We start from the raw sequence: 12,797 nt of genomic DNA, 5'->3' as shown, positions 1-12,797 counted from the left end.
GATCCCCCCTTAATCCTCTTCCGGTTGTTTAATCAAAACGTATGACAAGGTAGCAATTAACGTCAAGAACAACCCGCAGCCGATCGTGATATACGCCATCGTGAAGACCTTACCGAGCGTCGTCGTCGGGATGAATGTCGGATGCCCGACCGTACTCAGTGTCGTGATGCAAAAGTAAAGCGCATCGATGACCGAAAGGTTTTCTTCCGTACTGTAGAAGATCGTCCCAGAGACGAGTGTCAACAAACAAAGAATCAGTAGTCCGCGGAAGTAAGACAAGTGAAAGGCGCGGCGCAATCCCTTGAATAGGCGTGAAAAAATCGTCAGTACAGATATCATCGAATCTCTCCTTTAAGATCGGTGCGTCGAGTCCATCGTATCATGAATGAGATAATCATTCTTTCCGGCATGTTTGACACCATCTATCACCTGATCAACCTGTAAGTTCAAGTGAAGAGGCATTTTTCTTGAATGGAGGAAGAACATCCCATAAGTAAGCGAACGTGAATAAGCTGAGCAGTTAGTGTTGCGGATGTGATGGAGTGCGTAAAAATATATCAATCGACATATAGAACATGATGAAGGTCGGAATCAGATAGACGATCGTAAAAAGAAACAAGGATGGCATGCGTTCCGCTCTTCGAGATGATTTTTAGATAGATAGTCTCAGTATAGTGGGCGCAGATTGCTTAGGCGGATTGAAATTTTAAAAAAGGGGAATCAGTCGAGATTCAATGTCAGCCGTCGTATTTTAGCGACACCTTGGAGTCCTGACGGATCATGATGCGTCTTATGGGCGACGAAATGTTCATCGGCTTCCGTCGTCCGGATTCGTAACGGACGTTCGTCACGGTGGACGACCTCGAAGATCACCTCAGCCAGAGCTTCTGCCGATTGGCGGTCGGCATGTCGCGTTCGGTACGTCTGCAAATAAGCCGTGATGATCGGTTTGAAGTCGTCTTCGTGTAAGCCACCCGTCCGTTCAAGTTGATCGAGAACATTTGCGGTAAAGTTCGTCTCGACGGCGGCCGGTTCAATCAGGGTGACGTCGATATTGAAGTACGGTTTATAGTAGGTCGCAAGACTTTCGAACAGCCCTTCGATTGCAAACTTACTGGCACAATACAATTCATTCATCGGTTGACCGACGAGACCACTGACGCTTGAAGTCGCGAGTAAGTGACTACCTTCCGGTGCTTGTTTGAGTAAGGGGAGGCAGGCTTCAATCGTTCGGATGACACCGAAGACATTCGTTTCGAAGAGTTGCTTGATTTCATAACTTGTCGCTTGACCGAGTGCGCGCAGTAAACCATGACCGGCGTTGCAGAATACAACGTCCAGGTGATCGACCTCTTGTTCGATTTGCCGGATGGCTGCCTTCACGCTTGTTTCATCTGTGACATCGAGCGACAAGAAGGTGAGCGTCGGTAACGACACAGTCATCTCACCCGGACTCCGAACACCAGCGTAGACAGACCAGCCGGCTTCCGCAAACCGCTGCGCCGTCGCCAGACCGATACCGGAAGAAGCACCCGTGATCAATATCGTTTGCATATCAATTCCTCCGTTCTGAAAGTAGTTGTCTTCTATTATTTACCCGAATTATCGTCGAATTATTTGCAATAAAATTGCATATAGTAATGAAAAAACTTAATATAAAGAAAAAAGGAGGTAGGAATCGATGGGGCAAATCGAACGGCTGCAACAGATGCGGGAATGGATCAAGACGAGTCCTGAAATTTCGCTGGATCAACTGATGCAGGAGTATCAGATTTCACGAGATACCGCACGTCGTGACGTCATCGTCCTCGAACAAGAAGGGGAGATCATTCGTGTTAAGAATGGATTAGTCCGTGCTGGTGGGACACTTGCATATGAACAGCGGACAGAGAAACCGGAAAAACGGCGGATCGGACAGCGCGCGGCGCGTCACGTCCAAGCGAATGATCGCTTATTGCTCGACGCTGCAACGACGGTATCTGAGATGGCACGGGCACTTCCGCCTTATCCACTACACGTCATCACGAACTCCCTTGACATTGCAGACTATGTCGGAGCTCGCATGGATATTGAGCTGTACGTCACGGGAGGGCGTTTCGACCGGCATGCGCGAAGCTTGAGTGGGATCAAGACGGCAGACGACATCCTGAATTATCAAGTCGATTGTGTTTTTCTTGGAGCATGTGGGTTGACGGAAGAAGGACTTTTTGCGGAACAACTCGAAGAAGCGGTCGTAAAGAAAGCGATGATTCGAAGTGCGACCCGTGTCATCGTCCTCGCGGATCATACGAAATTCAATAAACGCTTTTTGCATAAGGTCTGTGATTGGGGACAAATCGATATGCTCGTCACCGATCAAGTACCAGACGCAACGTGGCAAGAACGACTAGATCATTATCATGTCGATCTCGACGTGACAGAGGAGGAAACAACATGAACTCGATTCAAACGACGCTCGTCGGATTTGGTTTTTCAGCGGTGACGTTTCACGTTCCGTTCTTACAGGCATTACCGGCATTTGAAGTGACGCAAGTCGTCTCGAGTCGACCGGAGCAGGTGGCACAACATTTCAGTGAGGCGACAGTCGTCGCGACACTCGCTGAAGCTTTGCAAGATGAGAATACGGAACTTGTCGTCATCACGACACCAACGGCACTGCATTTCGAAATGGCAAAACAAGCGATCGAAGCAAAAAAGCACGTCTTACTCGAAAAGCCGGCCGTCGTGACGATCGAAGAAGCACTGGCGCTGCAAACGTTAGCAAAACAACACGGGGTTCAAATCGCCGTCTATCAAAACCGTCGCTTTGACGGGGACTTCCTGACACTTGAACAATTGATGGAGATGAACGAAATTGGGGACTGGCAAGTCATTGAGTCACGCTTTGATCGCTATCGCCCGGTTGTTCGGGAGCGCTGGCGGGAACAAGCGGGTGATGGTGCCGGCACCCTGTTTGATCTCGGCTCACACTTACTCGATCAAGCACTTGCCTTGTTTGGAGAACCGGATGCTCTGACGGGCGATGTTTACCTGCAACGTGACGGTGCTGTTGTCGATGACGGTTTCCATGTCACGCTACATTACGGTACGCGGCGTGTCATTCTTCGCTCGGCATCCTTCATCCAAGGACCGACACCGCGTTTTGAGTTCCATGCGACACGCGGCAGTTATATCAAATACGGAATGGATCCACAAGAAGGACGGCTTGCGAAAGGTCATGCTGTCGATGGACAGCTCGGCGAAGATGAAGTGGACTCCTATGGCTATCTCCAGATCGCCGATCAGCCAGTTGAGCGCCTCGCGACACTTCCAGGCAGTTATGCGACGTTTTACGAACAGTTGGCGGAAGGACTTCGCGGTGGACGGGTACCTGTCGATTTACGCGACGCTGAAAAAACAATGCGCTTGATTGAAGCAGTGCGCATCAGCAGTGATGAAGGACGACGCCTCTTACGAAAGGAATGGGATGCATGGAAGATTTGAAAGTACTGCTCGCGGAAGAGGAAGAGCTCGTCCTGACGTCACTGACGAACACGGAAGCGATCGGGATGGGGCATGAGTTGATCGGACGGGCGATGAAGAAAAACTTGTCGATTGCCGTTGAAATCAAACGGAATGGGCAGCGTTTATATTACGCGGCGCTCGATGGTACGGCACCGGATCAAGAAGAGTGGATCCGCCGGAAATCGAACGTCGTCTTGCGACATGGCTATAGCTCGCTGTACATGCGTCGGTATAATGAGAGCAAACATCGCTCGTATCATACGATGTATGCTGTTTCTCCAGCCGATTATGTCGATGCCGGTGGGGCGTTCCCGATCCGGATCGAAGGAGTCGGTGTCGTTGGTACGATTACCGTCTCCGGTCTATCGCAGGAAGCAGATCATCGTCTTGCGACGGAAGCGTTGCGCTTACTTAAGAGACAACAGCTGGAGCAGTGATATAGATACATGAGATGTCCTCACGATGCTCCACCCGCTTTTCTCGGGTCTTGTTCGTCTCTGACAGCACGATAAATTGTGCTTTTTCCTGTCGAAGTCGTGTGGAGAAGTGAGGACACAGAACAAAATAATGGAACCAAAAAAGTCCGAACGGGTGAGAAAGAACTCGTTCGGACTTTTCGTATATGAGGATTGATGGATCTCTGTTGATGGACGTGCAAGACGAAGACTCCTACGAGACAGCGGAATAGGTGAGACCCCGCAGATGCATAAGCGGCGAGGCGGCTCGCCTTCCGCCCGAGGAAAGCGGAGTCTTGCACGGGAATCAACGCTGAAACTTCGGTCACGATGCCATCGAATCAGATGAAGCGGACACGTCTTTGCGTGTGTTCCCGCGATAGACGAAGTAAAGCGCAGCAAGCATCGCAAGCAGACCAAGCAGACGTTTTCCGTCGAGCGGAACGACGACGCCACCGAACGCACCGATGTGGTCGATGACCATACCTGCTGCGAGTTGACCGATGACGGTCGCGATACTAGCTGCCGTGACACCAATCTGCGGAACGGCAAGAATCGTCAGGAATAGATAACTGACGCCGAACAGGACAGCACTTAGTTGCCAACGAGGTGCTTCGAGCAAGAGTAGGACGTTTCCTTGTCCGAAGAAGAGGATGGCTAAAGCGAGAATCAGCATCCCCGTGAAGAAGGTCAGAAACGTACTTTCGAGAGCCCCTGCCTTTTGACTGAAGGCACCATTGATAGATGACTGTGCGCTCAGCATGACGCCACCGAGTAATGTAAAACCGAGTAATAGAATATTCACGAGCGAACCTCCTTAAAAGATAAGAAATAGGGCGACGAGCATCAGAGCAGAAGCCATTAGCTTGTCGCGATTGATCGGACGTTTCGGACTACCAAGCCAACCGTTATGTTCGATGACCATACTAGCGACCATTTGACCGAGAATGACACTGATCATGGCGAGACCGACACCGACGAGCGGGATGCTGATGATCAGGATCGTCAAGTAGATGCTACCGAGTAGACCACCGAGCAAGGTCCATTTCGGTGCGCGGAATGTATAGCCGAGTGAACCCCTTCCGAAGAAGAGGACGATCAATCCGATGATGATCGTACCGGCGAAGAAATTATAAAAGCTACTTTCGAGTTTTCCGACGAAGTTCCCGAGCTCACCATAGATTGCTCCTTCGACACTTAAAGCGATACCCGCAAGTAACGCGAGTGCGTAATACACGATTTTCAACAGAATTCATCCTTTCACGAATCTAAATATCGAGAAATGTCGATATGTAAGGCGAGGAGAACGGATCAAAGTTCTCCTTTGAGGTACGCTGCAAGCTCCTGGATTTTTTCTTCATTTCGCCGGTAATACGTCCATTTGCCGTGACGTTCGGATTCGAGCAATCCGACTTTTTGCAACATCGTAAGATATTGGGAGACGGTCGATTGAGATAAGTTCGCCTTCTCTTGGATATCTCCGACGCAAATGCCTCCCTTGTCCGACAAATTCGTCGCGAGATGGGCCGTCGGCTTATTGAAATGAGTCTCGGGATCCTTGAGCCAGCGTAAGATATCAAGACGTACCTCGTTCGATAATGCCTTGAATAGATCCACTTGATTTGTCATACGCTTAAACTAATCGATGATTCTCGATATGTCAATTCAAGACACTTATGGTTGAACGAATGCATGCTTGAGAAGGCGATGTGTCACTTTAGTTGCTGTATACGGCTCAAAACCGAATCGTTCATAAAAGGTACTGGCATCGTCCGTATAGAGCCAGAGCTCGGAATACGTCAAAAGTGCTTCCGGGATGATTTTCTCAAGTAGTTGCGTACCAACACCGTGGTGTCGTATTTCTGGTAAGACATAGACATGACGAATCCGACCGACGTCGTTCGTGCCGGTTTGTTTCATATACCCCCCGCACGCGATGACGTGTCCGGAAAGAGATAAAGCGACGAACAATGCCTCACCATCCTCTTGGAACGTTTCATTTCGCCGTTCGCGTAGCATCCGTTCGATGAAGGGATAGCCTTCCTGTGTACTCTTTGATAAGATTGGTAACCAGTTGAAGGCATCAAAATCGTTGACCCGTTCGATTGTCATCTCCATCTGTCATTCCTCCTTCTTCTCTCTTGGATATTCCTTTTTCGGGAGCGGGAAAAACACGAATCGAGAATCAATTCGAGCTTTTTTTAAATAGAGACTGGATTTTTAAAAGCCATTTTGCGTATAATGAGAAGTAATGGATTGAACGCAAATGAAAGGAAGTGGCCGTCACAATGAGCCTCAGCCGTTTAAGTAAAGAAGAGATTACTGATCTTTCGCTGATCGAATTCGTCAATGAAATGTTGCAAGAAGCTGGCGAACAGCCAATCACGTTCGATGACATCACGTCAGAAATCGAAAAGTACCATACGTTTACAGATGAAGAAGACAAGTTCGAGAAACTTGCTCAACTCTATACAGACATGAACATCGACGGAAACTTCGTTAACGTCGGAGCGAACCGTTGGTCACTCCGCGCTTGGTATCCGTTTGATAAGTCGGATGAGGATCTCGTCATCGAAGCGCGTCAACGTGGAGAACTTGATGAGTTTGAAGAAGAGTTCAACTATGATGCAGAAGAAGATGAGTTCGAGACGATCGAAGACGATCTCGATACATTCGCGAAGACAGCAGACTATGATTCAGCTGACGACAGCGAAGACGAGGATACGTTCAAAAAAGTCGCAGCCATCGATGATCTCGATGACGATCTCGACGAAGAAGACTTAGAAGACTTCGAAGAAGAAGAGGAAGTCTAAGCACGATCAACTACAACTGTACAGCTGCTATTTCCCTATAGAAATGGCAGTTTTTTCGTTGACGGCTGACGAACGAGCGCGAAAATTTTTCTCTGAAAAATTAGGCTTGACGAAGTTTTCCGAATGACGTAAGTTAGTCATGGGCTTCTTTAAGCAACGTGCTTATTTCAGCAAAAGTGTCTCCTATTATGGGGGCACTTTTGCTTTTTTGTTTTTACCACCTCTGTTTTGTTGAGATGTGAATTAGAGAAGGGAGCAATATTTAACATGACAAAGTATATTTTCGTAACAGGTGGCGTCGTATCGTCACTCGGTAAAGGGATCACCGCTGCATCGCTCGCTCGTCTCTTGAAAAACCGTGGCCTTAACGTCACGATCCAAAAATTTGACCCGTACATCAACATCGACCCGGGTACAATGAGCCCGTACCAACACGGGGAAGTTTTCGTCACAGATGATGGCGCAGAGACGGACCTTGACCTTGGTCACTACGAGCGCTTCATCGACATCAACTTGAGCCAGAACGCAAACGTCACGTCTGGTCGTATTTACTCGACGATCCTCAAGAAGGAACGCCGTGGAGACTACAACGGTGGAACAGTCCAAGTCATTCCGCACATCACGAACGAAATCAAAGACCGTGTCTTCCGTGCTGGAAAAGAAACGGGCGCAGACGTCGTCATCACGGAGATTGGTGGAACAGTAGGGGATATTGAGTCGCTTCCGTTCATCGAAGCCATTCGCCAAGTGAAAAACGATATCGGAAAAGAAAACGTCATGTACGTCCACTGTACGCTCGTTCCGTATCTTGCAGCAGCAGGTGAGCTCAAGACGAAACCGACACAACACAGTGTCAAAGAACTCCGTAGCTATGGTATCCAGCCAGACATCATCGTCTTACGTGCAGAGCACCCAGTCCCACAAGAGATGAAAGATAAAATCGCTCTCTTCTGTGACACACGTCCGGAAGCAGTCATCGAAGCACAAGATGCATCGACGCTCTACGAAGTACCGCTCAACTTGCAACGTCAAGGCATGGACCAACTCGTCTGTGACTACTTCAAGTTCGACACACCAGTTGCTGACATGACGGCTTGGAAACAACTCGTCCACACAGTGACGCACCTCGAGAAGACGACGAAGATCGCACTCGTCGGGAAATACGTCGAATTGCGTGATGCGTACATCTCAGTTGCAGAAGCACTGAAACACGCTGGATTCGCCTTCAACAGTGATATCGAAATCGACTGGATCAACGCAGAAGACGTGACGCGCGAAAACGTCAACGAATTGCTCGGTTCAGCAGACGGAATCCTCGTTCCTGGTGGATTTGGAGAACGCGGAATCGAAGGGAAAATCGAAGCGACACGTTTTGCACGTGAAAACAACGTACCGTTCTTCGGTATCTGCCTCGGTATGCAACTCGCGACAGTTGAATTCGCACGTAACGTACTCAATCTTGAAGGCGCACACTCAGCGGAAATCGACCCAGCGACACCATACCCAATCATTGACTTGTTGCCAGAACAAAAAGACATCGAGGATCTCGGTGGTACACTCCGTCTCGGACTTTACCCATGTAAACTCGAAGATGGAACGAAAGCACGTGCCGCGTATTCAAGCGAGCTCGTCTACGAACGTCACCGTCACCGTTATGAGTTCGGTAACGAATTCCGTGAGCAGTTCGAAGCGAACGGCATGGTCTTCTCAGGTACGAGTCCAGACGGTCGTCTCGTTGAGATCATCGAGATTCCAGAACACAAATGGTTCGTCGCGTGTCAGTTCCACCCAGAATTGATCTCGCGTCCAGAACGTCCACAAGCACTCTTCCATGACTTCATCCAAGCTTCACTGGGTGAATGAAAAGAAAGATAATCAAAGACGCGGTAACCTTCAGCATCTTGAAGGTTACCGCGTCTTTTTTGATTAATTATATTCAGAACTACATATTATAGAAGAAAAGTGTTAATCCCACTCTTCCGTCATCTCTTGTAGTTGCGTCAAGATATGTGTCAAGAGGAACGCGCAAAGGGCAAGACTCGGAAGTCCGTGACGTGAACCGTCCTCTGCCGGAAGCAATCCTTTATTAAACTTCAATGCGAGCGGTGCAATCGAACGCTCGAGCGTTTCTGTCACGTCACTGAGTGTGACGATCGCATAAGGCGTATGCCATGCGTCATAGCGGGCAAGAGAAGCGAGAAGGTCGGAGCGTTCCGTATCTGGCGTAAAGATTAAGACGCGATCGACAGCGTGCAGTGTCTTTCGATCCTTGATTTTCGTAACCCGTTTCATCTGATCCGGACCTTCTGAGAGCATTGGATAGAGTCCTTCACATTCACCGTAAGCGTCGACGTAGACCGTGCCTTCTCCGACGAGCGCCTGTGCGAGCAGACGGACGACATCGAATAGTTCGTCTTCCTGTTTTGCGAGCGTTTGCAATTTTCCGTTGAATTGTGTAGCTAAGATTTTCATCATTTTTCTTCATCCTTTCTGTATTTCTCTCAAGGACAGTATAAAGCAAGTTTTGCTTTAGTGTAGAATGGAAATAACTAGAGGGGGAGTGGCAGAGATGAAAGGCAGATTGTTGATCGTCGAGGATGAGCCGGGAATCCGGAACTTACTTGCACAATTGTTCCGGACAGAAGGGTATGAAACGGACGTCGCCGTCGATGGAGAGGAAGCGATCGTCTATTTACAAGAAGCGGCATATGATTTGCTGTTAATGGATGTAAACATGCCGGGGCGGACCGGGATCGAGGTTTTACGTCATCAGGACCGGATCGGACGACGTGTCCGGACGATTTTAATGACGGCACTCGGTGAAAAAGAAGCGATGGAAGAAGCGAAACGATTAGGGGTCGTCGCCTTCTTCGGGAAGCCATTTGACATCTTCGAATTAAAAAAAGAAGTGACTGTGCAAATTTCTCACGATGTAAGCGGTTAATCCTTCACGTCGCCGTCACAAACCAAAAAACCAAGCGAAATGCTATACGTTCCGATGAATCAGTATGTTATAATCAGTCTGAAATTGCACGAGTTCGTGTAAGCAGCGATCAAAACAGAGGAGGATGTCATTATGCCATTAGTATCTATGACAGACATGTTAAACAAAGCTCTCGAAGGTAAGTATGCAGTAGGTCAATTCAACATCAACAACCTCGAGTGGACACAAGCGATTCTCGGTGCGGCTCAAGAAGAGCAGTCACCAGTTATCCTTGGAGTATCTGAAGGTGCAGCACGCCACATGGGCGGATTCTACACTGTCGTGAAAATGGTTGAAGGTCTCGTACACGACATGAAAATCACAGTTCCAGTCGCAATCCACCTCGACCACGGTTCGAGCGTTGAAAAATGTAAAGAAGCGATCGACGCTGGATTTACATCTGTCATGATCGATGATTCGCACAGCCCGATCGACACAAACATCGAAACAACTAAAGCAGTCGTTGAATACGCTCACGCTAAAGGCGTTTCAGTTGAAGCGGAAGTTGGTACAGTTGGCGGACAAGAAGACGACGTCATCGGTGATGTCATGTACGCGAAACTTGACGAGTGTGTACGCATCGTCAAAGAAACTGGAATCGACACGCTTGCTCCTGCACTCGGTTCTGTTCACGGACCATACAAAGGTGAACCAAACCTCGGATTCAAAGAGATGGAAGAAATCCGTGACGCTACAAACCTCCCACTCGTTCTTCACGGTGGAACTGGAATTCCGACACACGATATCGAAAAAGCGATCTCACTCGGAACTTCAAAAATCAACGTTAACACAGAGAACCAAATCTCATTCGCGAAAGTCGTTCGTGAAGTGTTAGCTGAGAAACCAGAAGCATATGACCCACGCGTATTCATCGCACCAGGTCGTGAAGCAATCAAACAAACTGTCATCGGTAAGATGCGTGAGTTCGGTTCAAGCAACAAAGCTTAATCGACTCCTCTTTAAAGTGCGGTAGACTTCGGTCTACCGTGCTTTTTTCATATCATGTGAACGTGTATTTAATGGAAAACAGTAGGACTTCTCGTGAAAAAAACCTATAATAGAGTCGTAAGCGATTTCAAGGGATGAAAGGGGAACGAGAAAGATGAGATTTTTCATTGACACAGCAAACGTAGAGGACATCAAGAAAGCACATAAAATGGGGATTTTAGATGGTGTCACGACGAATCCATCGCTCGTCGCTAAGGAAGGCGTCGATTTCCATACAAGACTTCGTGAAATCTGTGAAATCGTCGGAGATGTCTCTGTCAGCGCTGAAGTCATCGCGCTTGATGCAGAAGGAATGATTCGCGAAGGGAAGGAACTTGCCCAGATCGCACCGAACATTACGGTTAAGGTTCCGATGACTCCGGCCGGACTCGAAGCGGTCGCAGCACTTTCAAAAGAGAAGATCACGACGAACGTCACATTGATCTTCAATCCGAACCAAGCATTACTCGCAGCCCGTGCTGGTGCGACATACGTATCACCATTCCTCGGTCGTCTAGATGACATCGGCCAAGATGGAATGGGCCTCGTCGAGACGATTGCTCAAATTTTCGTCGTACATGATATTCCGACACAAATCATTGCGGCATCGGTCCGGAACCCGGTTCATGTGACGAACGCTGCTCTTGCGGGCGCCGACATCGCGACGATTCCATTCTCGGTCATCGAGTCACTCACACACCACCCACTCACGACGCAAGGAATTGAAAAGTTCCTCGCGGACTGGGAAAAAACGCAGCAATAATCGTAGCGAAGAGAAAGGTTGATGGAACGTGGACATTTTGCATATCGTAGGGCAACAACGCCTAGAAGGAACCGTATCAATCAGTGGTTCGAAGCAAAGCGCCATTCCGTGTCTTGCTGCAGCTCTACTGACGGATCAGACGGTCGTTCTAGAAGGCGTGCCGGAAATTGGCGACGTCGCGACAATGATCGAGATTTTAGAGACGCTCGGCACGGTCGTGACACGTCAAGGCGATATGGTGACGATTGATCCAAGTCGGGTTGAATCGATGCCGTTAACTGGTGCGGAGACGCGCAAGTTACGCGGATCGATCTACCTTATGAGCGTTCTGGCGGCCAGATTCAAACAAGGAGTCGTCGGTCTGCCTGGGGGTTATGCCATCGGACCACGACCGATTGATTTACACATCAAAGCACTGGAGCGTCTCGGTGTTTCCGTACGTAACGAGCAGGGCGTCCATTACATGCGCGTCGACCGTCTCGTCGGAAACCGAATCTATCTCGATCTTCCGTCATTCGGAGCGACGATCAGTGCTTTACTCGTCGCTGTTTTCGCCGAAGGAACGACTGTCATCGAAAACGCTGCCTATGATCCAGAAGTCATCGACGTCAGTACGATGCTGACGAACATGGGAGCAAATGTCAAAGGGGCAGGAACGGATGAGATTCGAATCAAAGGTGTCTCACGCCTGAGTGGTTGCCGGCATACCTTGATTCCAGACCGGATGGAAGCAGGAACGTTTTTGACGATGGGCGCGGCACTTGGGCGCGTCACCGTCGATAACGTCATTCCGCTCCATCTCGAGAGCGTTATCCAAAAACTCGAGCGGTATGGTGCGTTGATCGAAGTGACAGATGATTCCGTCACGGCGACATTTCATGAGGCGAAGCCGGTCGATATTCGTGTCTTCCACTACGGTGGATTCCCAAGCGATCTACAACCTGTCATCTCGGCAGCGTTGTTGCAAGCGAAAGGAGCGAGTATCGTTGTCGATAAGTTGTACCCGCAACGTTTCCGACATGTACAGGAGTTACGGCGCTTAAACGCCCGAATCACGCATGAAGACGCTTCGATCATCATTCGTGGTGGCGAATCCTTACTCGGTACGGAAATCGAGGCACCAGATCCACGCGGTGGCGCAGCACTTGTCTTGGCGGGACTTCTCGCTTCAGGGGAGACGACATTGCACCACGCGAAAGTGCTTGACCAGAGTTACGAACGATTTGATCAGAAGTTGAAGGAACTAGGCGCCCTCGTATGGCGTGAAACGATTTGACCGATTTGTAACAAGG

At 49.0% G+C, this 12,797-nt stretch carries 16 protein-coding genes; 9 read left to right on the top strand and 7 right to left on the bottom strand.

The window, feature by feature from the left end; genetic code table 11:
* Positions 1-9 precede the first annotated feature (9 nt).
* The gene (locus ACY2IG_RS15115) at positions 10-339 is read right to left on the bottom strand and encodes a potassium channel family protein (RefSeq protein ID WP_035410757.1); all 330 of its coding nucleotides are present in this window, start codon (positions 337-339) and stop codon (positions 10-12) included.
* A gap of 381 nt (positions 340-720) precedes the next feature.
* Entirely contained in the window at positions 721-1,554 is an 834-nt protein-coding gene (locus tag ACY2IG_RS15110) for an SDR family oxidoreductase (protein ID WP_329469375.1), read from the bottom strand.
* Between the two features lie 127 nt (positions 1,555-1,681).
* On the opposite strand from ACY2IG_RS15110, the gene ACY2IG_RS15105 reads away from it, so the two are divergent.
* From ACY2IG_RS15105 to ACY2IG_RS15095, 3 genes are read left to right on the top strand one after another with little or no spacing between them, the layout of a single operon-like run.
* Positions 1,682-2,437 carry a DeoR/GlpR family DNA-binding transcription regulator gene (locus ACY2IG_RS15105; RefSeq protein ID WP_056064125.1) on the top strand — a complete coding sequence of 252 codons (756 nt, stop codon included), beginning with the start codon at positions 1,682-1,684 and terminating at the stop codon, positions 2,435-2,437.
* Positions 2,434-3,483, top strand: a complete 1,050-nt coding sequence (locus ACY2IG_RS15100) for a Gfo/Idh/MocA family oxidoreductase (protein WP_462618156.1) — start codon at positions 2,434-2,436, stop codon at positions 3,481-3,483. The genes ACY2IG_RS15105 and ACY2IG_RS15100 overlap by 4 nt, the downstream gene beginning before the upstream one ends.
* Complete coding sequence (locus ACY2IG_RS15095; RefSeq protein WP_462618155.1) at positions 3,471-3,941, top strand: heme-degrading domain-containing protein; 471 nt, start codon at positions 3,471-3,473, stop codon at positions 3,939-3,941. Before ACY2IG_RS15100 ends, ACY2IG_RS15095 begins: the two co-directional genes overlap by 13 nt.
* A gap of 343 nt (positions 3,942-4,284) precedes the next feature.
* Here the strand turns inward: ACY2IG_RS15095 and ACY2IG_RS15090 are convergent, their stop codons facing one another.
* The 4 genes from ACY2IG_RS15090 to ACY2IG_RS15075 all read right to left on the bottom strand — a co-directional run bounded on the left by ACY2IG_RS15090 (position 4,285) and on the right by ACY2IG_RS15075 (position 6,077).
* The gene (locus ACY2IG_RS15090) at positions 4,285-4,764 is read right to left on the bottom strand and encodes a DMT family transporter (protein ID WP_035395771.1); all 480 of its coding nucleotides are present in this window, start codon (positions 4,762-4,764) and stop codon (positions 4,285-4,287) included.
* A gap of 12 nt (positions 4,765-4,776) precedes the next feature.
* Positions 4,777-5,205 (bottom strand): DMT family transporter, encoded by a 429-nt coding sequence (locus ACY2IG_RS15085; protein WP_035410744.1) that lies wholly within the window; start codon positions 5,203-5,205, stop codon positions 4,777-4,779.
* Positions 5,206-5,270: 65 nt separating this feature from the next.
* Complete coding sequence (locus ACY2IG_RS15080) at positions 5,271-5,588, bottom strand: ArsR/SmtB family transcription factor (RefSeq protein ID WP_035410742.1); 318 nt, start codon at positions 5,586-5,588, stop codon at positions 5,271-5,273.
* A gap of 45 nt (positions 5,589-5,633) precedes the next feature.
* The gene (locus ACY2IG_RS15075) at positions 5,634-6,077 is read right to left on the bottom strand and encodes a GNAT family N-acetyltransferase (RefSeq protein WP_056064132.1); all 444 of its coding nucleotides are present in this window, start codon (positions 6,075-6,077) and stop codon (positions 5,634-5,636) included.
* A gap of 170 nt (positions 6,078-6,247) precedes the next feature.
* Between ACY2IG_RS15075 and rpoE the strand changes: the two genes are divergently transcribed.
* Positions 6,248-6,772 (top strand): DNA-directed RNA polymerase subunit delta, encoded by a 525-nt coding sequence (gene rpoE / locus ACY2IG_RS15070; protein WP_035410737.1) that lies wholly within the window; start codon positions 6,248-6,250, stop codon positions 6,770-6,772.
* 267 nt (positions 6,773-7,039) lie between these two features.
* Positions 7,040-8,635: a CTP synthase gene (locus ACY2IG_RS15065; RefSeq protein WP_047394418.1), complete on the top strand. Its 1,596-nt coding sequence runs from the start codon at positions 7,040-7,042 to the stop codon at positions 8,633-8,635.
* Positions 8,636-8,737: 102 nt separating this feature from the next.
* On the opposite strand, the gene ACY2IG_RS15060 is transcribed toward ACY2IG_RS15065, so the two are convergent.
* Complete coding sequence (locus ACY2IG_RS15060; protein ID WP_035395788.1) at positions 8,738-9,247, bottom strand: DUF2529 family protein; 510 nt, start codon at positions 9,245-9,247, stop codon at positions 8,738-8,740.
* Between the two features lie 94 nt (positions 9,248-9,341).
* Here ACY2IG_RS15060 and ACY2IG_RS15055 point away from each other — a divergent pair, with 94 nt between their 5' ends.
* The 4 genes from ACY2IG_RS15055 to murA all read left to right on the top strand — a co-directional run bounded on the left by ACY2IG_RS15055 (position 9,342) and on the right by murA (position 12,781).
* Positions 9,342-9,716 carry a response regulator gene (locus ACY2IG_RS15055; RefSeq protein ID WP_035410731.1) on the top strand — a complete coding sequence of 125 codons (375 nt, stop codon included), beginning with the start codon at positions 9,342-9,344 and terminating at the stop codon, positions 9,714-9,716.
* 132 nt (positions 9,717-9,848) lie between these two features.
* Positions 9,849-10,703 carry a class II fructose-1,6-bisphosphate aldolase gene (gene fba, locus ACY2IG_RS15050; RefSeq protein WP_058704156.1) on the top strand — a complete coding sequence of 285 codons (855 nt, stop codon included), beginning with the start codon at positions 9,849-9,851 and terminating at the stop codon, positions 10,701-10,703.
* Positions 10,704-10,857: 154 nt separating this feature from the next.
* Entirely contained in the window at positions 10,858-11,505 is a 648-nt protein-coding gene (fsa, locus tag ACY2IG_RS15045; RefSeq protein WP_023469552.1) for a fructose-6-phosphate aldolase, read from the top strand.
* A gap of 28 nt (positions 11,506-11,533) precedes the next feature.
* Positions 11,534-12,781, top strand: coding sequence for a UDP-N-acetylglucosamine 1-carboxyvinyltransferase (gene murA / locus ACY2IG_RS15040; RefSeq protein WP_462618154.1), 1,248 nt, complete (start codon positions 11,534-11,536; stop codon positions 12,779-12,781).
* Positions 12,782-12,797 lie beyond the last annotated feature (16 nt).

The sequence above is a fragment of the Exiguobacterium sp. EF_C8 genome (genome assembly GCF_054956715.1).
The sequence above is the reverse complement of the archived record's forward strand: the minus strand, read 5'-3'. Positions and strand labels throughout refer to the sequence as shown.

Bases quoted from the DNA above. Each gene is read 5' to 3' on its own strand.
- ACY2IG_RS15115 (WP_035410757.1), bottom strand. From the start codon at position 339: ATGATATCTGTACTGACGATTTTTTCACGCCTATTCAAGGGATTGCGC.
- ACY2IG_RS15110 (WP_329469375.1), bottom strand. From the start codon at position 1,554: ATGCAAACGATATTGATCACGGGTGCTTCTTCCGGTATCGGTCTGGCG.
- ACY2IG_RS15105 (WP_056064125.1), top strand. From the start codon at position 1,682: ATGGGGCAAATCGAACGGCTGCAACAGATGCGGGAATGGATCAAGACG.
- ACY2IG_RS15100 (WP_462618156.1), top strand. From the start codon at position 2,434: ATGAACTCGATTCAAACGACGCTCGTCGGATTTGGTTTTTCAGCGGTG.
- ACY2IG_RS15095 (WP_462618155.1), top strand. From the start codon at position 3,471: ATGGAAGATTTGAAAGTACTGCTCGCGGAAGAGGAAGAGCTCGTCCTG.
- ACY2IG_RS15080 (WP_035410742.1), bottom strand. From the start codon at position 5,588: ATGACAAATCAAGTGGATCTATTCAAGGCATTATCGAACGAGGTACGT.
- ACY2IG_RS15075 (WP_056064132.1), bottom strand. From the start codon at position 6,077: ATGGAGATGACAATCGAACGGGTCAACGATTTTGATGCCTTCAACTGG.
- rpoE (WP_035410737.1), top strand. From the start codon at position 6,248: ATGAGCCTCAGCCGTTTAAGTAAAGAAGAGATTACTGATCTTTCGCTG.
- ACY2IG_RS15065 (WP_047394418.1), top strand. From the start codon at position 7,040: ATGACAAAGTATATTTTCGTAACAGGTGGCGTCGTATCGTCACTCGGT.
- ACY2IG_RS15060 (WP_035395788.1), bottom strand. From the start codon at position 9,247: ATGATGAAAATCTTAGCTACACAATTCAACGGAAAATTGCAAACGCTC.
- ACY2IG_RS15055 (WP_035410731.1), top strand. From the start codon at position 9,342: ATGAAAGGCAGATTGTTGATCGTCGAGGATGAGCCGGGAATCCGGAAC.
- fba (WP_058704156.1), top strand. From the start codon at position 9,849: ATGCCATTAGTATCTATGACAGACATGTTAAACAAAGCTCTCGAAGGT.
- fsa (WP_023469552.1), top strand. From the start codon at position 10,858: ATGAGATTTTTCATTGACACAGCAAACGTAGAGGACATCAAGAAAGCA.